The sequence below is a fragment of the Aeromicrobium sp. PFPM2_SD2 genome, assembly GCF_057364525.1.
Window position 1 is genome coordinate 1 of the sequence record NZ_JBNFNZ010000553.1, and the last position, 1,434, is coordinate 1,434.

Below are 1,434 nucleotides of genomic sequence, written 5' to 3' on the forward strand. Positions count from 1 at the left end.
CACCGGCTTCGGCCGGGTCGAGCCGCAGCTCGCGCGCGAGCCAGGCCTTCGGGGGTGGACGACCTCGTCCTCGAACCCGCGCGACTCCTCGAGCTCGAGGACGGCCTCGGCCTTCGCGGCGTCGAGCGCGTCCTGCGCCCGCTGGATCGCGCGGAGCCGGTCGGTCGGACGCGCGTGACCGCCGAGCGCGTGCGCCGCGCTGCGAAGCTGGTCGATGACGTCCCCCGAGGCCATGCCTCAGTCTACTCGAACACGCGTTCGAAGACCAGGGAAAGTCCCCAGAACCTCAGGCCGGGTCGCTCGTCTCGGCCGCCGCTCGCGGCGCCAGCGCGGCCAGCACGAACGCGCCCGCCACGAAGGCCACGCCGAGCGGCCCGAGCACCTGGCTCAGCACGGTGAAGGCGTAGAACCTGAGGCCCACGCCGTCGCCGAGGACGGCGTACCACTCGTCGCCGAACCAGCCCCACTGGTAGACGCCCAGCTGCAGCACCACCCCGGCGGCGATCAGCAGGACGCCGAGGAGCAGCAGGGAACGGGCATCGAGACGCGGCACGCGCATGAGTGACTCCGTTCAGTCCGCGACCGTCGCGGACGCCCCATGCTCGCGCACCGACCCGGCGCCCGTCCCCGAAAAGGACGAGCTCGGCTCAGCCCTCGTCGCCGGCGTCGCCCGTGTCGTCGCCACCGGAGTCGGACGCCGGCGGCTCGGTCGTCGGCGCGTCGGTCGTCGGCTCGGGCGCGGGCGTCTGGCTCTTCTCGGCCTCCTTCTCGCGCTCCTTGCGCTCCTTCTCGGCCTCGCGCTCGGCCTTCTTGCGCTCCTTCTCCGCCTCGCGCTCGGCCTTCTCGCGCTCCTTCTCGTCCTCGTCGGAGGACGAGTCGGTCGTGGGCGCCGGCGTCGTCGGCGTCTCGGTCGGCTCCTCGGCCTCGTCCTCCTGCTCGGCGAGCTGCGCGCGCAGGTCCTTCGCGGCCGCGCGGATGCGGGTGGCGTCCGGCTTCGTCATGTCGCCGTCCGTGCGGGCCTGGCTGACCTGGTCGAGCAGGTCGGCGACCTGGTCGCGAGCCCGGTCGTACTCGCCGGCGACGATGCTGTCGTCGATCTGGCCGAGCGTCTCGTAGAGCGGCGCCAGCGGGTCGTCCTCGCCCCCGCAGCCCGCGAGCAGGCCCAGGCTCAGGACGGTCGTCGTGGCCGCGGCCGCGAGCCGGTGGCGCATCGTCATGGCACTCACTGGCCCGCCTCCTCGACCGAGTCGTGCAGCTGCTGCAGCGGGTCGCGCAGCTCCGAGGGGACGTCCTGCGGGACGTCGGGCACGGTCTCGCCCCGGTTGCCGAGCAGCACGAACGCCGCGATCACGGCGGCCACCACCAGCACGCCCACCGCGACCGGCCACCACGCCGTCGGCGCGTCCGGCCGGCTCGTCGGACCGCGGGCGGCGG

Annotated in this window: 4 protein-coding genes; all 4 read right to left on the reverse strand. The window is 74.3% G+C overall.

The genetic code is table 11. The annotated features are described in order from the left end of the window. A partial coding sequence (locus AC2W7G_RS16225; protein WP_485869347.1) for a hypothetical protein occupies positions 1-234 on the reverse strand: 234 nt, incomplete at its 3' end. 52 nt (positions 235-286) lie between these two features. Beyond that, a complete protein-coding gene (locus AC2W7G_RS16230; protein ID WP_485869348.1) occupies positions 287-559 on the reverse strand; it encodes a hypothetical protein in 273 nt (90 codons plus the stop codon). Between the two features lie 88 nt (positions 560-647). After that, a complete protein-coding gene (locus AC2W7G_RS16235; protein ID WP_485869349.1) occupies positions 648-1,226 on the reverse strand; it encodes a hypothetical protein in 579 nt (192 codons plus the stop codon). Further along, a partial coding sequence (locus AC2W7G_RS16240) for a hypothetical protein (RefSeq protein ID WP_485869350.1) occupies positions 1,223-1,434 on the reverse strand: 212 nt, incomplete at its 5' end. The genes AC2W7G_RS16235 and AC2W7G_RS16240, both read right to left, overlap by 4 nt.

Bases quoted from the DNA above. Each gene is read 5' to 3' on its own strand.
- AC2W7G_RS16230 (WP_485869348.1), bottom strand. From the start codon at position 559: ATGCGCGTGCCGCGTCTCGATGCCCGTTCCCTGCTGCTCCTCGGCGTC.